We start from the raw sequence: 17,896 nt of genomic DNA, 5'->3' as shown, positions 1-17,896 counted from the left end.
GCCCTGCGGAGCCACCATGAACCTCGAAGCCCTCACCCAACGCCTGCATGCCATTCGCGATGCCAACGACTGGCGGCAGTTCCACAGCCCGAAAAACCTGACCATGGCCGCCAGCGTGGAGATGGCCGAGCTGGTGGAAATTTTCCAGTGGCTGAGCGAGGCGCAGTCCCGCCAATTGCCGGCCGACCAACTGGAACACGCCGGCCAGGAAATCGGCGACGTCGTGCTTTACCTGTTGCTGCTGTGTGCCGAGCTTGGACTGGACATGAACGCCGTGGTCAGCGCCAAGCTGGCCGACACTGAACGGCGCTACGCACAATGAACGACCGGCATTTCGATGAGCTAGCGGTGCGTTTCGCCGAAAAAATCTACGGGGGCGCCAAGGGCGCAATCCGCCTGGCCGTGCTGCAGGCGGACCTCAGCGAAATTCTGCCGCAACGCCCGCTACGCGTGCTGGATATCGGCGCCGGCCTGGGCCACATGTCGCTGTGGCTGGCTCAACAAGGCCACATCGTAACGCTCGCCGAGCCTGCCGCACCGATGCTTGAGGGTGCGCGCCAGCGCTTCGCCGAGGCCGGACAAACAGCCACCTTCATCCAGTCGCCTTGGCAGGAACTGGCCGAGCAGTTGCATGAGCCCTATGACCTGGTGCTCTGCCACGCCGTGCTGGAATGGCTGGCTGAACCCGCAGCCATCCTGCCTGTGCTACACCGCCTGACGGCCACCGACGGCTGGCTGTCCCTGGCCTTCTACAACCAGGACGCCTTGATCTACCGCAACCTGCTCAAGGGACACTTTCGCAAACTGCGCAAACAAGAGTTTGCTGGGGAAAAACAAAGCCTGACGCCGCAACGCCCGCTTGATCCTCGCGAACTGGCGGCGCAACTCGCCGCTACCTGGACAGTTGAACACACCAGTGGCGTGCGGGTGTTTCACGACTACATGCCGATGGAATTCCAGACCAAGGCCGAGGGGGCCGCGCTGGTCGAAATGGAACTGGCCTATCGTCGCCACCCGGCCTTCGCCGGCCTGGGTCGCTATCTACACTGGATATGTCGGCCCCACTAACAAGCGTAAAATACCCTCTGGCAGGAGCGTCACATGATCCGCCCCGCCCTTCTCACCCTCAGCCTCGTGCTGGCCGCTTGTCAGGGGAACAATCCCTACACGGCCAGCTCGGCTCCGCTGCCTCCGGCGCCGAGTCTGGCCGCCACCGGCGTCGATGTGAGCGCCTACCCCGCCGCGCCCCGCGATTATGGCCGTTACCGCTCCTGGGCCTGGCAGCCAGGCCTACTTCCGGCGGGCACGACAGAGGCCAGCCCGGAGCAAGTCCAGTCAGCGATTGCCGCAGGGCTTGATCAGGTCGGCCTGCGTCCGGCACGGGACAACCGGACCGCCGATCTACTGGTCAGCGCCGACCTGCGAGTCGAGCGCCGTCTGCAACGACGCTATGACGACTACGGCTATGGCGGTTATGGTTATGGTTATGGTTACCATCCAGGGCTGTACCCCTACGGTTATCACTCGCCTCACCATTCTGGCTATGGCCTGGCCATGAGCGTACCGCTGGTGCGCACCTTCGAAACCGAAGTTCTGGTGGTGGATATTCAATTGCACGATGGACGCGACGGCCAGCCCGTCTGGAGCGGCAGCGCCGAAGCGGTACGCGGCAGTGATCGCCACACGCGCAGCGACAGCCTGCACGATGCCGTACGCCAGGCACTGGCAGGTTATCCGCCATACTGATCAGGCACCTCTCTCGTTTCGGAGAAGCCATCATGCCGTACCGACTCTTGCTGTTACCGCTGCTGCTGGTGCTCGCAGCCTGCCAGACGACCCGTCTGGAACGGGATTTTGACGCTAGCCGCGATTTCGCCGCCTACCGCAGCTGGAGCTGGCAGGAGCCGGCCGTGCAATACGTCCCGGCCGACCCGCGCTTGCACAGCGACCTGACCACCCAGCGCGTACGAGAAGCCGTAGCTGAGGAGCTCGACCAACGCGGCCTGCGCCCGGCCCAAAGCAACCCGGACCTCAAGGTGCAGGTCTGGATGCTGGTTGAGCAGCGCCAGGACCAAGTGACCACTGTCTACGGCGGTGGCGGTTACTGGGGCAACCCGTGGGGGTTCTGGGGCGCGCCGGGTTACGCCGAGACCAGCTCGTACAACTACCGTGTTGGCACCCTGCAAATCGACCTGTTCGACGGCCGTGACGGCAAGCTGGTATGGCGCGGCAGTGCCGAGCAGGTATTGCCGAGCCGTTCGCGAACCCCAACCGAGCGCCGTCTGGACATCTACGAAACGGTGACCAAGGTCCTCAGTCAGTACCCGCCCTATTGAGGTAATACGCATGGAAGCCCAATCGCAACAAGTGCTCATCCTGGTAGCCAGTGGCCCCAGTACGCCGGCGCGTTGCGCCGCACCGTTTCATATCGCCACGCTGCTGGCCTGCATGGACGCGCAAGTGACGTTGTTTCTAACCGGTGAAGCCGTGCGCCTGGCGCAACAGAATATTGCCAACACACTGCGGGCAACCGAGGACGGCGAGCCGCTGCTGCATTTCATCCGTCAAGCCAAGGACGCCGGAGCACGGCTGTTGATGTGCCGCCAACCCGGCGTGCCCCTGGATGAGTCCGCACTGATCGCCGAACTCGACGAAATTTCCAGCGGCGGCGAACTGGCGCAACTGATCCTGGAAGCCGAACGGGTGCTCACGCTATGAATCTGCATGGACTGGAGTTTCCCGATGCGCTGTTCTATGCCCCCGCCCATGGCCTGTGGCTGCGCGAGGAAACCGATGGCACAGTCACGCTGGGCCTGAATGCCTACGGCTGCGCCCTGTATGGCGAAATATTCGCCTTTACCCCCAAACGCATCGGCGCGCGCATCGAACGCGAGCGCAGCTTCGGCGTGGTGGAGTTCGCCAAAGCCGCCACTTCCGCCCGCAGCCCGCTAGCCGGCGAGCTGCGGGCGGTCAATACGCAATTGCTGGAACGCCCGGGCTTGATCAACCGCGACTGCTATGGCGAAGGCTGGATGATCCGCCTGCACCCAGACGATTGGCTGGCCGTGCGCCATGAATTCCCCCAGGGCGAATCGGCGCTCACAGCCCTGGCCGAACAGATGCGCCTGGATAATTTCGACCCGGAGGACCGCCATGTGCAGGCGTTGAAGTGGAAGTAGATCTGACAAGAAGATCAACAGGAAATGGCGGAAGGCAGTAGGAGTCGAACCTACCCGGGAGCGGCTGCCGCCCCCAACCGGGTTTGAAGCCCGGCCGCAGCACCGGCTGCGGTTGCCTTCCAATAGTCGCGAATTCGGCCTCGAACGCGCCAGCCCTCAACCCTAGGTGCTTTCCGTGTCCTGCGCCAATGCGCTGTCGCTGCGCACCTTGCGTTCGTTGCCGAAGCGCCGAGTAAAGCCGATGCGGTCGAGGTGTTCCAGCAATTGAATGCTGCGTTTGCGCCCCAAGCCAACGCGGTCACGAAATGCCGCCGCACGAATCTCTCCAGTTTGCTGATGCAGGGCCAGCACATGCCCAGCCAGCTGGCGCAGCGTAGTTTCCGGGTAGAACAGATCCTTGACCACCTGCTGCACCAGCCCCAGGCGCGCCAGTTTGCGCAGCAGGTGACGCATCTCGGCTTCGTCCGCTGCGGTTTCCCGTGCCAGATCGCGCACCCAGGGCGGGTTGAAACCTCCCGCGACCAACGCTGGCCAGATGCGCGTTTTCAAGCGCTCTTCCGCCTCGCTCAAGCGCACCTGATGTTCAAGACGGTGCAGCCAGGGCCCGCTGGCCAAGATATGACCCGCAGCCATTTGCTGTTCCAGCAAGGCGATAAATACCGGGCGTTCCAACTGTGGCAACGCGTAGCGGCGCAGGCGATCGCGGTCGGGGCCGAGCTCATCCGGCTGCTGCTCGTGAAAACGTTGCAGAGCAGCAGTCAGGCTTTCACCCAGGGCCTGCCATTGTTCGCGGCTGATCACGCGCGGACCGAGCCGGGTGGTGATGTTGAGTACCTGCTCAGGCAACTGCCAGCTCGCCTGCGGGCGGTTGAACTGGCGTGCCAACACCTGTGGATCGAGACCATTAACGGCTTGGGCAAGCAATTCCGGCAGTGCCTTCTCCAGACCACTCTCACGTAAGGCGCGCATTTGCTGCAGTCGCGCCGCACTGCGCCGATAACGCGCTGGGGCGAAGGGATCGAGAACCTGTCCGCCGCCCAGCGTGCGCTGCGCCGACTGGTCACGCAGCACCAGACGGTCACCATGCACGGCATGCACGGGAGCGTTGATAATCAACTGGACCAGCATGCGTTCACCTGGAGCCAGGCGCTCACCTTCCAGTAAGGCAACACGACCGGTGACATCCTGGGCCGCGAGGTGTACGTGCACAGGCGTCCAATGGCGCAGCTCACGGGCTTCGCTTGGCAACAGCTGCAGGTCGATATCGATGCGTGTGGTTGGCGCGTGCAACGGCGGCGCCAGCAGCCAGTCGCCGCGCTGGGAGCTGTCGACACTCAAACGTTCGCCAGCCAGGTTGACGGCTACCCGCTGTCCGGCAAATGCCGCCCGCGCCTCGCAATTCTGCGCATGCAGGCCGCGTACCCTCACGCGCTGGCCGGTGGGACTGAGCACCAACTCGTCACCAACCTGGACCTGTCCGGCAAAAGCCGTGCCTGTCACCACCACACCGGAACCGGTAACACTGAAGACACGGTCGATGGCCAGACGGAAATACCCGTCGCGGCTGCGTGCTCGACACTCAGCGGCAGCGCTCACTAACGCGCCGCGGAGATCTTCGATACCTGCGCGGGTGATGCTGGACACCGGAAAGATCGGCGCTCCGGCCAATGGCCCATCGGCCAGCAGTGCGACAATCTGCTGGCTAACCTCGGCGAGACGCGCAGCTTCCACCCGGTCGATCTTGGTCAACGCCACCAGAGCGCGGCGAACACCCAGCAGTTCAACGATGGCCAGGTGCTCGCGGGTCTGGGGCATCACCCCGTCATCGGCGGCCACCACCAGCAGCACCAGGTCGATGCCGCTGGCGCCAGCCAGCATGTTGTGCACGAACCGCTCGTGCCCCGGCACATCGATAAAGCCGGTCAGGTTGCCTTCACCCAAGTCGGCGTACTGATAGCCGAGGTCGATAGTAATGCCGCGTTCGCGCTCTTCGCGGCGGCGGTCGCCCGCCTGGCCGGTCAACGCCTTGAGCAGTGCGGTCTTGCCGTGATCGATATGGCCGGCGGTGCCGACAATCATCCCAACGCCTCGCGCAGTTGCGGTAGTTGCTCGGTAAACGCGGCCTCATCATCGAGCTGGCGTAGGTCGAGCCACAAAGCGTCATCGTCGATCCGACCGAGCACCGGAATGGGCAGCTCACGCAGCGCCGTTTCCAGCTGGCGCAGGCTGCGTCCGCGCAGGCGTCTGGGCTGTTGCGGACGCAGGCATAGGGCCGCACTGGCCAGGCGCGCCACCGGTTGTGCGCCGCTGCCGATCATGCCCAGCGCATCGCTGGCCGTGACGCTCCAGCATTTATCCATCACCGCTGCCAGTTGCGGCGCCAGACGCTGGGCCTGGTGGCGGATCTCAGCCTGCGGACGCGTCAGCAGACGCAGACTGGACAGACGCTCGGCCAGGCGATCCGGGTCGCGGTACAGGTTGAGCACCGCTTCCAGGGCCGCGAGGGTCAGCTTGTCGACACGCAGAGCGCGCTTGAGCGGGTTCTTCTTGATTCTCTGAATCAGCTCTTTGCGCCCGACGATCAATCCGGCCTGAGGCCCACCCAGCAGTTTGTCACCACTGAAGGTGACGATATCGGCGCCATCACGCAGCGCCTCCTGCACCGTCGGCTCCTTAGGCAACCCCCAGCAGCTCAAATCGACCAGGCTGCCGCTGCCCAGGTCCTCCAGTAGCGGTAGACCATGCTCATGAGCAATGGCCGCCAGCGCGGCGGTGGGCACGCTGGCGGTAAAGCCCTGCACGCTGTAATTGCTGGTGTGCACTCGCATCAGCAGTCCGCTACGTGGGGAGATGGCATTGGCGTAGTCGTGAGGATGGGTGCGGTTGGTGGTGCCCACCTCATGCAATTTCACCCCGGCGCGGGCCATGATGTCGGGGATGCGAAAAGCGCCACCGATCTCGATCAGCTCGCCACGCGAAATAATGCCTTCCTTGCGCGCGCCCAGGCTGTTGAGCGCCAGCAGCACGGCAGCCGCATTGTTGTTGACCACAGTGACCGCCTCGGCACCGGTCAGCTCGCGAATCAACCCCTCGATCAGGTCGTCACGGTCCCCACGTTTACCCGTGGCCAAATCGAACTCCAGATTGAGCGGGTAACGCGCCGCCAGGCAGACCGCCTCGACCGCCTCTTCCGGCAGCAACGCGCGGCCCAGGTTGGTATGCAACACCGTGCCGGTCAGGTTGAAGACGCGGCGTATCCGGCTGCGCTGCTGGTTGGCCAGCCGTTCGCTGGCGCGCCCGGCGAGGACTGCTTCACTGAGTTCCTGCGCTGTCAGTTGGCCGTTGCGAGTGGGCGTGCGCAGCTCATCGAGCAAGTCGCGCAAGGTAGCGAGCAGCGCCTCGCGCCCGTAACGCTGCTGCAGCGGCTGACAGGCCGGCGTGCGCAACAGACTGTCCACCGAGGGCAGCCGCGCGCTGGTCATGTATCACCTCCCGGCGCCAGCAGGAGATTAGGTGCACGACGCTGGAAATCCTGTTCACTCAGCAGCAGATCGAGGTCAAGGGTGGCCAGATCGGCGGAGAGACTTTCACCGTTCGGTTGCAAATCCAGGTAGAGCTGCTTGAGGTACGTACGGCACTCCGGGCAGGCTTCGGCCTTGACCCCCTGGGGAGAATTATCCAGGTGCAGGTAGTCGATTTCCCGCGTGCTGCGACAGTGGCTGCATTTCAGCCGGGTGTAATGCCATTCGCAGGCGCACAATGAGCACACCAGGTAGCGCAGGCCATTCATCGCGCCACGATGGCGGATCACACCAGCCATCGGCAGTGCGCCGCAGCAGGGACACTGGCCCTGATCCTCGCGTTCGCGCAGGTCGGACAAGCCCAGCCCCAGTAACCAATGACTCCAGGCAAGTTGCAGGGCAGCACCGAGGAACGGCACCAGTGCCGCCGGCAGGCTCGAGAATTGCCCCGTCAGCAAGGATAAGGCCCACACCTTGCGTTGGCTGGCATCAGCGCTGCGCAGTTGCTCCAGCGCTAACGCCACCGAGGGCGTGACTGGCGCATCGAACGTCGCAAGCCAGGCATCGAGCATCGGCAACCAATGACCTTCGCGCACTAACGTGTCTGCCGCCAGCGGCGGCATGCCATGATTGATGCATTCACGGCTGCGGTGCTCGTCCAGCGGCTCCAGAGTGGGTGGCAGGTCGAGCACCTGCTGCTGAGCCCGGCATACCGCCGCCAGCAGGTGCAGATAATCGGCCAGCGGATGTTCTGCGGCGATCTGATCCAGGCGCGCCGCACGCCGCGCAAACAGGTCGCGTGGCGGTAACTGTATGAAGGGGGGTTTGTTTGCCGCGGCCTCAATCTGCCCGGGCTCGAGAATGTTGCCTGCCACGCCCTGCTCCTTTTATAGAGTGTTCAGAGCAAGCGTAGTTGGCTTCGCCCGTATCGTGAGATACGGGCGTTTTTGTCTTCCCCTTGTGAACTAGGCCGCCTTTAACGATAAGGCTGTCGGCGGGGCGGAGTGCGTTCCAGATCGCTCTCAGACTCGCCATTGACCTGCCGGTACCAGGCCAGATGATGCTTGCGCGCCCAGGCACGGCTGACCCAGCCGTGGAACATGCCGTACATGGACCCTTTGACCCAGATTCCGGAATACACATGGACGATGATGCTGAGGATCAGCACGAAGGCGGCGAAGGCATGGAGCAAGCTGGCCCAGCGCGCCGCCGTTACCGGGAAATAGTCCCCGAAGAACTCCTGCCACATGAGGATGCCCGTTACCAGCAGGACCAGCAGGCACAGCAGCAGAACCCAGAACAAGACTTTCTGTCCGGCATTGTAGCGCCCCACTTCCGGCAGACGCTCCTCGCGGTTGGCGACAACATCGTTGATCTGTTTCAGCCATTGCCGATCATTGCGGTCGAGCAGGTTATGGCCGGCGAAGCGCACCGCCATAAACAGGAACAGGATGAACATCACCACACCGAAAATCGGATGCAAAATGCGCGTCCAGGTGCCGCCCCCGAACAGCCCCGACAGACCGAACAGCCAAGGGTGGAACAAGGCCAGACCGGACAGGCCCGCGCAGAGAAACAGAATCGCCACCAGCCAGTGGTTGGTCCGGTCCAACCGCGTGTAACGCAGGATTTCTTCTTTCATGGTTGCCTCCAGGGGCAATCGAACACCGGCGTGCCGGGCGGGCACGCCGGTGCGCGTCAGGCTTTCGGATCGCGCGGGTCAACCACATGCACGCTTGGATCGACCTGGTGCACCACCGTTTCGCCGCCGGGTCCATTGTCGTGATCGTGTTCGTCCTCTTTCACACGGTTCGGGCCGACCCCCACATAGTGGAAGAACCCACCGAGCACTGCCGCGCCCATGGCCAGCAGCGCCAGCGGCTTGGTCACACCCTTCCACAAACTGACTAGCGGACTGATCGTCGGCTCGTTGGGCAGGTTGCTGTATAGCATCGGCTGGTCGTTGTGATGCAGCACATACATCACATGGGTGCCGCCAACGCCCTCCGGATCGTACAGACCGGCCTGGTCGAAACCCCGCGACTTGAGATCGGCGATGCGCCCGGCGGCGTGCTCCTTCATGTCCGCCTTGCTGCCGAACACAATGGCGCCGGTCGGGCAGGTCTTCACACAGGCCGGCTCCAGGCCCACCGAGACTCGATCAGAACACAGCGTGCATTTGTAGGCCTTGTTGTCCTTGGCCGAAATGCGCGGCACATCGAACGGGCAGCCGGTAATGCAATAGCCACAGCCGATGCAATTGTCCTGATTGAAATCAACGATGCCGTTGGCGTACTTGACGATTGCCCCCGGGCTCGGACACGCCTTCAGGCAACCGGGGTCGGCACAATGCATGCAGCCGTCCTTGCGGATCAGCCACTCGAGGTCGCCGCTATTGGGGTTTTCGTATTCGGCAAATTTCATCACCGTCCAGGAATCCGCCGTCAGGTCGATCGGGTTGTCGTAGGTTCCATGGTTGGTGCCGACTTCGTCGCGTGTGTCGTTCCATTCCGAACAAGCGACCTGGCAGGCCTTGCAACCGATGCACTTGGAAACATCGATCAGCTTGGCCACCTCGCCAATCTCACGAATCGACGGCATTTGCGTGGTGGTGGCGGAGCGGGCAATTACGTCTTGAGTAGCCATGTCATGCCTTCTCCACGTTGACCAGGAACGATTTGAATTCCGGCGTCTGCGTATTGCCGTCGCCCACAAATGGGGTCAGGGTGTTGGTCATGTAGCCGTTTCTGGCCAGCCCCGAGAATCCCCAGTGCAGCGGAATGCCGACGTGGTGCACCGTGCGTCCGTCCACGGTCATGGGCCTGAGACGCTTGGTCACTACCGCAACCGCCTTGATGAAGCCTCGGTTGGACGACACCTTGACCCGTTCACCGGCGGCGATGCCCAGCTCGCTGGCCAAGGCTTCGCCGATTTCGACAAACTGCTCGGGCTGAGTGATCGCATTCAGGCGACAGTGCTTGGTCCAGAAGTGGAAATGCTCGGTCAGTCGGTAAGTCGTTGCCGCATAGGGGAATTCCTCTGCGGTGCCGAACAATTCCATATCGTTCTTGAACACCCGCGCTGCCGGGTTGCTGGTGGCCTGCGGGTTGTCCGGATGCAGCGGGTTGCGCCCGATGGGTGTTTCGAACGGTTCATAATGCTCAGGGAACGGCCCCTCGGTCATCATGCCCAGGGCGAAGAAGCGCGCCACGCCTTCGGGGTTCATGATGAACGGGTTCATGCCCGCCTCCGGCGGCGAGTCGACTACGAAGTCGGGCACGTCGGTACCGGTCCACCTTCCACCGTCCCACCACACCAGACGTTTCTTCACCGGGTTCCACGGCTGACCCGCGGGATCGGCGGAGGCACGGTTGTATAGAATCCGCCGGTTGGCCGGCCAGGCCCATGCCCAGGCCAGGGTTTGCCCCATGCCGAAGGGGTCGGCGTTGTCACGGCGCGCCATCTGGTTGCCTTGTTGAGTCCAGGCGCCGCAATAAATCCAGCAACCGCTGGAAGTCGAGCCATCGGCGCGCAACTGACCGAAACCAGACAATTGTTCCCCCGCCTTGGCCAACACCGCGCCGCTGGCCGGGTCGACAAGGTCGCTTAGCGCACGGCCGCTGTACTCCCGGGCAATTTCTTCCGGGGTCGGCTCTTCCGGCTGCTTATAGGCCCATTCAAGGTTCAGCAGCGGCTCGGCATACGCGCCACCTTCCGCGCGATACAGCTCGCGTAGCCGATGGAACAGGCCACCCATGATCGCCACATCGGTTCGTGCCTGCCCGGGTGGCTCGGCGCTCTTCCAGTGCCACTGCAACCAGCGACCACTGTTGACCAACGAGCCGTCTTCCTCGGCAAAGCAGGAGGTGGGCAAGCGGAACACCGTGGTCTGGATGCTGGCGGTATCGACGTCGTTGTGCTCACCGGCATTGCGCCAGAACTCGGCGGTTTCGGTGTGCAGCGGGTCCATGATCACCAGGAATTTCAGCCGCGCCAGCGCGGCGCTGACTTTGGCCTTGTTGGGGAAGGAACCGATGGGGTTGAAGCCCTGGCAGAAATAGCCGTTGACCTTGCCCTGGTACATCATGTCGAACACCTGAAGCACGTCGTAGCCGGGAATATCCAGCTTGGGCAACCAGTCATAACCCCAGTTATTTTCTGCCGTGGCGTTGGCCCCGTACCAGGCCTTCATCAGGCTAACGTGGAACTTCTCATAGTTCTGCCAGTAGGACAGCTGCCCGGGGCGCAACGGCTTGCTGGCCCGTTTCTCGATGTAGGCTGCGTAGTCCTGTTCCGAGTCGAGCGGCAAGGTCAGGTAGCCGGGCAACAAGTTCGACAGCAGACCCAGATCGGTCAGACCCTGGATGTTGGAGTGTCCGCGCAGGGCGTTCATGCCACCCCCGGGCATGCCGATATTGCCGAGCAGCAATTGCACCATGGCGCCGCAGCGAATCATCTGTGAGCCCACCGAATGCTGGGTCCAGCCCAGGGCGTACATGATGGTCATCACCTTGCCTGGCGCCGAGGTTTCGGCTACAGCTTCCCAAACTTGGAGCAGCCGGTCCTTGGGTGTGCCACAGATGCTGCTGGCCATATCCGCCGTGTAGCGGCTGTAATGCTGCTTGAGCAGGTTGTATACACAGCGTGGATGGCTGAGCGTCGGATCGACCAGCGCGTAGCCGTCCTCGCCGGTTTCATAGAACCAGCTGCCCTTGTCCGGATAGGCGCGCGCTTCGGCGTCGTAGCCATTAAACAGGCCGTTGGCGAAGCTGTACTCCTCCTTCACGATGAACGGCAAGTCGGTGTAGTTGCGCACGTACTCGTGCTGAACCTTGTCATTCTCCAACAGGTAATTGATCAGCCCGCCGAGGAAGGCAATGTCGGTCCCGGTACGGATCGGCGCGTACATGTCAGCGACCGCGGCGGAGCGGGTAAAGCGTGGATCGACCACGATCAGCCGGGCCTGGTTGTGGGCCTTGGCTTCGGTGACCCATTTGAAACCACAGGGGTGGGCTTCAGCAGCGTTGCCACCAATAATCATCACCAGGTCGGCATTCTTGATGTCGGTCCAGTGATTGGTCATGGCTCCTCGGCCAAACGTCGGGGCAAGACCTGCCACCGTCGGGCCGTGTCAGACACGTGCTTGGTTGTCGAACGCCAACATGCCGAGGGAACGGACCACCTTGTGCGTCATGTAACCCGCTTCGCTGGAAGCAGCCGACGCGGCGAGAAAACCCGTACTCAACCAGCGGTTCACCGTCATGCCCTGGTCGTTCTTCTCGATGAAGTTGGCATCGCGGTCATCCTTCATCAACCGGGCGATGCGGTCCAGCGCCTCGTCCCATTCGATGCGTTTCCACTCGTTGCTGCCAGCTTCACGCACTTCGGGATACTTGAGGCGATGGGGGCTGTGGACGAAATCCAGCAGACCTGCGCCTTTCGGGCAGAGCGTGCCACGGTTGACCGGATGGTCGGAGTCGCCCTCGATGTGAATGATTTCCTGCACGACGTTCTTGCCGCCACTGCCCTGGCTGTAGAGGATCAGGCCACAGCCGACCGAACAGTAGGGGCAGGTGTTGCGTGTCTCGCGGGTATTGGTCAGTTTGAAATGGCGGATCGACTCGGCGAAGGCCGGCGGAGGCGCCATGCCCAACGCCGCCATGCTCGACGCCCCAAGGCCCACTCCGCAGACCTTGAAGAATTGCCGACGGTTCATGTCCATCGAGGTTCTCCTGATTCAGGCTAGGCAGACCGTTTTGGCCTTGAGCGGCGCGACGGCCTCTGTGGCATGCGTGCGACTGACGTCACGCTGTGCCACTGCTTCTAACCCTAGTCAACGGGGTGAAATTGGCAATGTTTGCCCCCCGCTGCTCTTAACATGCGGACCGTTTCCTTTCCCCGTCTGCGGCATAATGCCCGCCCCTCGTTGTCTGGAGTTCGCCATGCATCCCTGGTGGTTACTCGCCCTGCCTTTTATTGCGGGTTCGTTGATGCCCTTGCAGGCCGGGATCAATGGCCAGGTGGCCAGGCAGTTATCCAGCGTGATGGCCGCAGCCCTGCTGTCCTTTAGCGTCGGCACCCTGGCCTTGCTCTGCATTGTGCTCATGCAACGGGGCATGCCTGGCCTCACCGCTTTACGTGAACTGAGCGGGTATCACTGGCTGGGTGGACTGTTCGGCGCCGTGTTCATCGCCGTTGCCGCCTTCGCCGCGCCCCGCATTGGCGGGCTGGTGATGATGGTATTGATCCTCGCCGGCCAACTGGGCATGGCGCTGCTGCTCGATCACTTCGGCTGGGTCGGCTATCGCGAGGCGCCGGTGAGTGCCGGCAAGCTTGGCGGCCTGGCGTTGATTGCCGCTGGCATCTGGTTGATTCAGCGCGGCTGAGGCTTGTGTAGCGAGGTGGTGCTAGACTGCGCCGCTTCAACTTAAGCAAGGCTCAGCGCATGCAGGCAGAAGGTTTTTTCGAAGGGCTCGGCGAAGTGCTGGGGACGATTCTGCGCGTACTGATCGACAGCCTGTACGGCGTCTTTGCCTGGCTGGCGGGGGCCGGCGCCAGCTTTCTCAACGGCCTGTCGAAAGCCCTCGGCATGGACCCGTCACTGCTCAGCCTGGTGGCTGTGGCGATCGGCCTGCTGGTTCTCATTTCCGCATTCCGGGCGCTGTTTCGGCGCGCGCTAATTTCCGGAGTTTTGCTACTGTTGCTGGCCCTGTGGCTGTTCAGCCTGGTCATTCACTGAGCATCGCTTGCCCCTCTCTGAAGGGCCGCTTGGGTCGCCAAGCCCGCATCGGGTAAACTCCGCCGACTTTTACACCTATAAAACGATCAGTCTGATGCCCAAGACGTTCCACGAAATCCCCCGCCAGCGCCCTACCACGCCTCTGCTCGACCGCGCAGCGACGCCCGTCGAGTTGCGCCGCCTGGGCGAAGCGGAACTGGAGCAACTGGCCGATGAGTTGCGCCAGGAGCTGCTCTACAGCGTCGGGCAGACCGGCGGACACTTCGGCGCCGGTCTCGGTGTGATCGAGCTGACCATCGCCCTGCATTACGTGTTCGACACCCCGGATGACCGCCTGGTATGGGACGTTGGCCATCAGGCCTACCCACACAAGATACTTACCGGTCGCCGCCAGCGCATGTCCAGCCTGCGTCAGAAGGACGGCCTGGCCGCCTTCCCGCGCCGCACCGAGAGCGAGTACGACACCTTTGGTGTAGGCCACTCCAGCACCTCTATCGGCGCGGCACTGGGCATGGCCATCGCCGCCCGTCTGCAAGGCCAGAAGCGCAAGTCGATTGCCGTGATCGGCGATGGCGCACTGACCGCCGGCATGGCCTTCGAGGCGCTCAACCACGCCCCGGAAGTTGGCGCCGACATGCTCGTGGTGCTCAACGACAACGACATGTCGATCTCGCGCAACGTCGGCGGCATGTCCAACTACCTGGCCAAGATTCTTTCCAGCCGCACCTACGCAAGCATGCGCGAAGGCAGCAAGAAGGTGCTATCGCGCCTGCCCGGCGCCTGGGAAATCGCCCGCCGCACCGAGGAGTATGCCAAGGGCATCCTGGTGCCCGGCACGCTGTTCGAGGAGCTGGGCTGGAACTACATCGGCCCCATCGACGGCCACGACCTGCCGACCCTGGTCGCCACCCTGCGCAACATGCGCGACCTGTCCGGCCCGCAGTTCCTGCACGTGGTGACCAAGAAGGGCAAGGGCTTCGCCCCGGCCGAACTCGATCCCATTACCTGGCACGCGATCAACAAGCTGGAACCGGTGGATGCGCCGAAAACGCCCAAGGCGCCGTCCGGCCCACGCTACTCCAATATCTTCGGCCAGTGGCTGTGCGATATGGCCGAGGCCGATCCGCGCCTCGCCGGCATCACCCCGGCGATGAAGGAAGGCTCGGACCTGGTGGCCTTCAGCGAGCGCTTTCCGGAGCGCTACTTCGACGTTGCCATTGCCGAACAACATGCCGTGACCCTGGCCGCCGGCATGGCCTGCGAGGGCGCTAAGCCGGTGGTGGCGATCTACTCGACCTTCCTGCAGCGCGCTTACGACCAGTTGATCCACGATGTGGCCGTGCAGAATCTCGACGTGCTGTTCGCCATCGACCGCGCCGGCCTGGTAGGCGAAGACGGCCCGACCCACGCCGGCAGCTTCGACCTGTCGTTCCTGCGCTGCATCCCCGGCATGCTGGTGATGACGCCCAGCGATGAAAACGAACTGCGCCGCATGCTTACCACCGGCTACCTGTTCGACGGGCCGGCGGCGGTGCGTTACCCGCGCGGCACCGGTCCCAACGCCACCCTGGAACCGGGCCTGCAACCGCTGGACATCGGCAAGGGCGTGATCCGTCGCCAGGGCTCCAAAGTCGCCTTGCTGGCATTTGGTGTGCAGCTGGCCGAAGCGCTCAAGGTCGGCGCAACACTGGACGCTACCGTGGTCGACATGCGCTTCGTCAAACCGCTGGACGAAGCCCTGGTTCGCCAACTGGCCGACAGCCATGAGCTGCTGGTGACGATCGAGGAAAACAGCATCATGGGCGGCGCCGGTAGTGCGGTGAGCGAATTCCTCGCCAGCCAGAACCTGGTCATGCCCATCCTTCACCTCGGTTTGCCGGACTGCTACGTCGAACACGCCAAGCCCAGCGTCATGCTCGCCGAATGCGGTCTGGACGAGGCTGGCATCGAGGCGGCGGTGCGCGCGCGGCTGGAGCAACTGAAGGCGTAAGGAGATTGGTGAATGGAGGCCTGGTACCTCCTCTCAATTTCCTTACAAAGCAGGGGCAACCTGGGTTATTAGGCTGTCCCCCTCCTCACTTACCCGCGCGATAAAGCAGCTTCGCCCGCGCCCGAAAATCCGTCAGACATGACAATGCTCATTGTCTTTCCCCGCGCGACGCCGTAAGGTGCGCGCGTTTTACTTATCCGCCCAGGTGTGCGCGACCGCAAGGTGCGCATTAAACGGGAAGCCGGTGCGTTCGATCCGAACAATCCCGGCGCTGCCCCCGCAACGGTAATCGACCGCGATCCCCGAGATCGCCGTCCGCTCAAACGCCACTGTATTTAAATATGGGAAGGCGAGCGCGATGAGAGTCGAGAGCCCGGAGACCGGCCAGAGCGGATTCGACTGGTGTTGCGGAGGGCAGCACCGTCAAGCGCTGTGCCTGCAATCCAGACTCCGTGCTTGTTCCTGCCCTCCTCAAAAGTCTCGATCTTTTGAGGATTATCTCCTGATGAAATTGTCCCGTTTGGCTCTGGCCGTGGCCCTTGCGCCGATTACGGCATTCGCCGCCAACGAAACTCCGCGCTTCGATGAACAACTGAAACTGCCTAATGTGGTGGTGACGGCGTCGCGTATGGCTGAAGCCGCCAGCGACAGCAGCGCGTCGATCAGTGTATTTACCCGTGCCGATATCGACCGCCTGCGCCCAGCCAGCGTGCCGGAACTGCTGACCCATGTACCCGGTGTCCAGGTGGCCAATTACGGCGGTCGTGGTGCCAACTATGGCCTGTACATCAGAGGCACAAGCACCGCACAGACTCTGGTTCTGATTGACGGCGTACGAGTCGGCTCGGCCACTATCGGCGGCGCCAGCCTGCAATTTTTGAGCGTTGATCAGATTGAGCGCGTCGAGGTCCTGCGTGGCTCGCGCTCGGCCATCTACGGTGCCGATGCCATGGGTGGCGTCGTGCAAATTTTCACCCGCCGCAGCCAAGGTGAAGGCCTCACCCCCTACGTTCGCCTGGCAGCCGGCACGGATAACGCGCGGGAGACCAGCCTGGGGCTGTCAGGTGGTAACGCGCTGACGCGCTTCAGCCTTAACGCGAGCCTGGAAGAGACCGACGGTTTCGATCGTACACACGCCTCCTTCCCCAGCGATGCGGATGATGATGGTTATCGCAACCGCTCCTTGTCCATGAGCCTGAGCCACCGTCTCAGCGACAAGGTAGAAGCCGGCTTAAACGTGCTGGATCAGCGCGGCAAGACCGAGATCGACAACCCGTTCGGGCGTTGGGACGACACCCTGTACGCCAGTTTCCCGGCCGAGCCCTATGATGAATTCACTATCAGCAGTACGTCTGTTTATCTCGATGCGCAGCTCACGAATGCCTGGAGCAGCCGCCTGGAATTGGGCCACAGCGAAGACAAACAGGAAAACTTCGACAAGTTGTTCCCCGGCAGCTCGGTGAACAACACCTACCGGGACTCCGCCAGTTGGTTGAATACCCTACACCTGGACGACGCCCACAGCCTGCTGATCGGGCTCGACTATCTAAATGACAAAGTCGGCAGCAGCAACGAATACGATCAGACCAGCCGCTGGAACCAGGCGGCCATCGTCCAACATCAGTTCCATGGCGAGACATTCTCCACTGAACTGGGGATGCGCCACGACCAGAATGAGCAGTTCGGCCATGAGAACACCTTCAACGCCGCGCTGAGCCTGCCGGTGAATGCCGACCACCAGGTGATTCTCTCTTACGCCGAAGGCTTCCGCGTTCCCACCTTTGCGGATCTGTATTGGCCCGATGAAGGCTGGACCAAAGGAAATCCCGACCTTGAGCCAGAGCGCTCAAAGAGCTATGAGCTGAAGTGGCGTGCGCGTCTGGCCGCTGAGACCCGCCTGGAGGCCTCGATCTACCGTACCGACTTCCGTGACCTGTTGGCTTATGTGAGCGACCCCATCACTTGGGTTGGCAGCACGCAAAACCTTGGTGTAGCTCGCATCAACGGTTTTGAAGCCCACCTTGAGCACGACCTGTTTGGCTGGCAGGCCAATTTAGGCGTCAGCATCATTGATCCACGCAACCGCGAAACCGGCGGCATCCTGCCCAACCGTGCCAAACGTACCCTGAGCCTGGATCTGGATCGCCACTTCGGAGCCGTGGGCGTCGGCGCCAGTTGGCGGGCCGTGAGCCGCAGCTTCAATGATGGCGCCAATACTCAGGAAATCGCCGGTCACGGCGTCCTCGACCTGCGCACCAGTTGGCAAGCCAGCGATGAACTGGGCTTCGACCTGAAGTTGGCCAACGTTCTGGACAAGGACTACAGCCGCCTGCTTTACAGCTACGAGGGCCAACAACGCGGCTATCAGGAAGCACCGTTCAGCGTGATGCTCGGCCTGACCTGGACACCCTCCCTGTAGCACCCCCTGCGGTTGCCGGCCAGCCGGCAACCCGCCATATTCCGCAAA

Annotated in this window: 16 protein-coding genes, 1 tRNA gene and 1 riboswitch; of the genes, 10 read left to right on the top strand and 7 right to left on the bottom strand. The window is 62.6% G+C overall.

The features are described 5' to 3' along the window. Nucleotides 1–16: 16 nt before the first annotated feature. Genes H9642_RS02045 through H9642_RS02020 form a run of 6 tightly spaced genes read left to right on the top strand, consistent with a single transcriptional unit; the run spans nt 17 to nt 3,179 of the window. Nucleotides 17–322 (top strand): MazG-like family protein, encoded by a 306-nt coding sequence (locus H9642_RS02045; protein WP_251834746.1) that lies wholly within the window; start codon nt 17–19, stop codon nt 320–322. Beyond that, nucleotides 319–1,068, top strand: coding sequence for a methyltransferase domain-containing protein (locus H9642_RS02040; RefSeq protein WP_251834745.1), 750 nt, complete (start codon nt 319–321; stop codon nt 1,066–1,068). Before H9642_RS02045 ends, H9642_RS02040 begins: the two co-directional genes overlap by 4 nt. Nucleotides 1,069–1,101: 33 nt before the next feature. Then, on the top strand, nt 1,102–1,746 hold the full coding sequence (locus H9642_RS02035; protein WP_251834744.1) for a DUF4136 domain-containing protein: 645 nt from the start codon (nt 1,102–1,104) through the stop codon (nt 1,744–1,746). A gap of 32 nt (nt 1,747–1,778) precedes the next feature. Then, complete coding sequence (locus H9642_RS02030) at nt 1,779–2,336, top strand: DUF4136 domain-containing protein (protein WP_251834743.1); 558 nt, start codon at nt 1,779–1,781, stop codon at nt 2,334–2,336. Between the two features lie 10 nt (nt 2,337–2,346). Continuing rightward, nucleotides 2,347–2,718: a DsrE family protein gene (locus H9642_RS02025; protein WP_251834742.1), complete on the top strand. Its 372-nt coding sequence runs from the start codon at nt 2,347–2,349 to the stop codon at nt 2,716–2,718. After that, on the top strand, nt 2,715–3,179 hold the full coding sequence (locus H9642_RS02020; RefSeq protein WP_251834741.1) for a glycine cleavage system protein H: 465 nt from the start codon (nt 2,715–2,717) through the stop codon (nt 3,177–3,179). Before H9642_RS02025 ends, H9642_RS02020 begins: the two co-directional genes overlap by 4 nt. Before the next feature lie 25 nt (nt 3,180–3,204). Here the strand turns inward: H9642_RS02020 and H9642_RS02015 are convergent. From H9642_RS02015 to fdnG, 7 genes are all read right to left on the bottom strand, one after another. After that, nucleotides 3,205–3,300 (bottom strand) — tRNA-Sec (locus H9642_RS02015). 41 nt (nt 3,301–3,341) lie between these two features. Beyond that, nucleotides 3,342–5,258 (bottom strand): selenocysteine-specific translation elongation factor, encoded by a 1,917-nt coding sequence (gene selB, locus H9642_RS02010; RefSeq protein ID WP_251834740.1) that lies wholly within the window; start codon nt 5,256–5,258, stop codon nt 3,342–3,344. Next, nucleotides 5,255–6,661 carry an L-seryl-tRNA(Sec) selenium transferase gene (selA, locus tag H9642_RS02005; RefSeq protein ID WP_251834739.1) on the bottom strand — a complete coding sequence of 469 codons (1,407 nt, stop codon included), beginning with the start codon at nt 6,659–6,661 and terminating at the stop codon, nt 5,255–5,257. Before selA ends, selB begins: the two co-directional genes overlap by 4 nt. Beyond that, nucleotides 6,658–7,575, bottom strand: coding sequence for a formate dehydrogenase accessory protein FdhE (gene fdhE / locus H9642_RS02000; RefSeq protein ID WP_251834738.1), 918 nt, complete (start codon nt 7,573–7,575; stop codon nt 6,658–6,660). The genes selA and fdhE overlap by 4 nt, the downstream gene beginning before the upstream one ends. 101 nt (nt 7,576–7,676) lie before the next feature. Continuing rightward, nucleotides 7,677–8,342 carry a formate dehydrogenase subunit gamma gene (locus tag H9642_RS01995; RefSeq protein WP_251834737.1) on the bottom strand — a complete coding sequence of 222 codons (666 nt, stop codon included), beginning with the start codon at nt 8,340–8,342 and terminating at the stop codon, nt 7,677–7,679. A gap of 56 nt (nt 8,343–8,398) precedes the next feature. Continuing rightward, entirely contained in the window at nt 8,399–9,346 is a 948-nt protein-coding gene (gene fdxH, locus H9642_RS01990) for a formate dehydrogenase subunit beta (protein WP_251834736.1), read from the bottom strand. Between the two features lies 1 nt (nt 9,347). Further along, on the bottom strand, nt 9,348–12,422 hold the full coding sequence (gene fdnG, locus H9642_RS01985) for a formate dehydrogenase-N subunit alpha (protein WP_251834735.1): 3,075 nt from the start codon (nt 12,420–12,422) through the stop codon (nt 9,348–9,350). A gap of 190 nt (nt 12,423–12,612) precedes the next feature. Here fdnG and H9642_RS01980 point away from each other — a divergent pair, with 190 nt between their 5' ends. The 4 genes from H9642_RS01980 (at nt 12,613) to H9642_RS01965 (ending at nt 17,848) form a co-directional block, all read left to right on the top strand. After that, nucleotides 12,613–13,086 carry a DMT family transporter gene (locus tag H9642_RS01980; protein ID WP_433962656.1) on the top strand — a complete coding sequence of 158 codons (474 nt, stop codon included), beginning with the start codon at nt 12,613–12,615 and terminating at the stop codon, nt 13,084–13,086. A 59-nt stretch (nt 13,087–13,145) separates the two neighbouring features. Next, on the top strand, nt 13,146–13,439 hold the full coding sequence (locus H9642_RS01975; protein WP_251834733.1) for a hypothetical protein: 294 nt from the start codon (nt 13,146–13,148) through the stop codon (nt 13,437–13,439). Between the two features lie 94 nt (nt 13,440–13,533). Next, nucleotides 13,534–15,429, top strand: a complete 1,896-nt coding sequence (gene dxs / locus H9642_RS01970; protein WP_251834732.1) for a 1-deoxy-D-xylulose-5-phosphate synthase — start codon at nt 13,534–13,536, stop codon at nt 15,427–15,429. A gap of 186 nt (nt 15,430–15,615) precedes the next feature. Continuing rightward, a riboswitch (cobalamin riboswitch) is annotated at nt 15,616–15,832 on the top strand. Nucleotides 15,833–15,934: 102 nt separating this feature from the next. Beyond that, nucleotides 15,935–17,848, top strand: a complete 1,914-nt coding sequence (locus H9642_RS01965) for a TonB-dependent receptor plug domain-containing protein (RefSeq protein ID WP_251834731.1) — start codon at nt 15,935–15,937, stop codon at nt 17,846–17,848. The last annotated feature ends 48 nt before the right edge of the window (nt 17,849–17,896 follow it).

Source organism: Serpens gallinarum (assembly GCF_014836765.1).
Classification (GTDB): Bacteria; Pseudomonadota; Gammaproteobacteria; order Pseudomonadales; family Pseudomonadaceae; genus Serpens; species Serpens gallinarum.
This window is presented reverse-complemented; position numbering and strand designations above follow the sequence as displayed.

What these genes read in the sequence shown, in the direction of transcription:
- fdxH (WP_251834736.1), bottom strand. Translation starts at nt 9,346, where the DNA reads ATGGCTACTCAAGACGTAATTGCCCGCTCCGCCACCACCACGCAAATG.
- H9642_RS01980 (WP_433962656.1), top strand. Translation starts at nt 12,613, where the DNA reads ATGCCCGCCCCTCGTTGTCTGGAGTTCGCCATGCATCCCTGGTGGTTA.
- H9642_RS02045 (WP_251834746.1), top strand. Translation starts at nt 17, where the DNA reads ATGAACCTCGAAGCCCTCACCCAACGCCTGCATGCCATTCGCGATGCC.
- selB (WP_251834740.1), bottom strand. Translation starts at nt 5,258, where the DNA reads ATGATTGTCGGCACCGCCGGCCATATCGATCACGGCAAGACCGCACTG.
- H9642_RS02040 (WP_251834745.1), top strand. Translation starts at nt 319, where the DNA reads ATGAACGACCGGCATTTCGATGAGCTAGCGGTGCGTTTCGCCGAAAAA.
- H9642_RS02025 (WP_251834742.1), top strand. Translation starts at nt 2,347, where the DNA reads ATGGAAGCCCAATCGCAACAAGTGCTCATCCTGGTAGCCAGTGGCCCC.
- H9642_RS02030 (WP_251834743.1), top strand. Translation starts at nt 1,779, where the DNA reads ATGCCGTACCGACTCTTGCTGTTACCGCTGCTGCTGGTGCTCGCAGCC.
- dxs (WP_251834732.1), top strand. Translation starts at nt 13,534, where the DNA reads ATGCCCAAGACGTTCCACGAAATCCCCCGCCAGCGCCCTACCACGCCT.
- H9642_RS01975 (WP_251834733.1), top strand. Translation starts at nt 13,146, where the DNA reads ATGCAGGCAGAAGGTTTTTTCGAAGGGCTCGGCGAAGTGCTGGGGACG.
- H9642_RS02035 (WP_251834744.1), top strand. Translation starts at nt 1,102, where the DNA reads ATGATCCGCCCCGCCCTTCTCACCCTCAGCCTCGTGCTGGCCGCTTGT.
- H9642_RS01995 (WP_251834737.1), bottom strand. Translation starts at nt 8,342, where the DNA reads ATGAAAGAAGAAATCCTGCGTTACACGCGGTTGGACCGGACCAACCAC.
- selA (WP_251834739.1), bottom strand. Translation starts at nt 6,661, where the DNA reads ATGACCAGCGCGCGGCTGCCCTCGGTGGACAGTCTGTTGCGCACGCCG.
- H9642_RS02020 (WP_251834741.1), top strand. Translation starts at nt 2,715, where the DNA reads ATGAATCTGCATGGACTGGAGTTTCCCGATGCGCTGTTCTATGCCCCC.
- H9642_RS01965 (WP_251834731.1), top strand. Translation starts at nt 15,935, where the DNA reads ATGAAATTGTCCCGTTTGGCTCTGGCCGTGGCCCTTGCGCCGATTACG.